Origin of the sequence: Flavobacterium sp. UBA4854, from assembly GCF_002399805.1 — a bacterium.
Lineage (GTDB): Bacteria > Bacteroidota > Bacteroidia > Flavobacteriales > Flavobacteriaceae > Flavobacterium > Flavobacterium ginsengisoli.
The window spans coordinates 7,546-8,531 of the sequence record NZ_DHEI01000148.1; the positions used below are offsets into that span (position 1 = coordinate 7,546).

Sequence of the window (986 nt, forward strand, 5' to 3'; positions counted from 1 at the left end):
GATCCTCCATGAATAAGAATAACTACTGGTAAACTTTTTAAATTTTCATTAGGCACATACAAATCTAAAATCTGCTGAGATGATTTACCATAAGAAAGGTGGGGAAAATAATGAGTCTGGCTAAAAGAGTTCAAACAAACAAATAGCACAAATAAAAAATAATGTTTCATATGTTTTTAAAATAAACCTCCTTGAATGTTGGTATTAACTTTTCCTAAATGTTTATAGGCTTTCTCCGTAACTTCACGACCACGAGGCGTACGCATAATGAATCCCTCCTGAATAAGAAAAGGTTCGTAAACTTCCTCAATAGTTTCGCTACTTTCAGAAACAGCAGTTGCTAAAGTCGAAAGACCAACAGGACCACCTTTAAATTTATTAATAATCGTCAACAATATCTTGTTATCCATTTCATCCAGACCATGTGCATCAACATTTAATGCTTTTAAAGCATATTTAGAAATTTCCAAATCGATTCTACCATTACCTTTAATCTGAGCAAAATCGCGAACACGTCTCAATAATGCATTTGCGATACGAGGAGTCCCACGGCTTCTGCCCGCAATTTCAATCGCAGCTTCCAGATCAATAGGTGTTTTTAATATAGAAGCACTTCTCTCAACAATCGTAGTTAAAAGTTCAGTTGTATAGTATTGTAAACGCGAAGATATTCCGAAACGAGCACGCATAGGTGCTGTTAATAATCCCGATCTTGTAGTAGCTCCAATCAATGTAAAAGGGTTTAGATTGATCTGAACAGTTCTAGCATTTGGACCCGACTCAATCATGATATCAATCTTGAAATCTTCCATTGCCGAATACAAATACTCTTCAACAACTGGACTTAACCGATGAATTTCGTCAATAAATAAAACATCTCGTTCATCTAAGTTTGTCAACAAACCTGCTAAATCACCAGGTTTATCCAACACAGGTCCAGAAGTGATCTTGATGCCTACTTGTAATTCATTAGCTAAAATATTTGC

The 986-nt window shown here is 35.5% G+C and carries 1 protein-coding gene; it reads right to left on the bottom strand.

Annotated features, from left to right (window positions below):
* Positions 1 to 176 precede the first annotated feature (176 nt).
* Positions 177 to 986, bottom strand: an 810-nt coding sequence (gene ruvB, locus B3J44_RS21420; protein ID WP_286971330.1) for a Holliday junction branch migration DNA helicase RuvB, incomplete at its 5' end; no start/stop codon positions are given.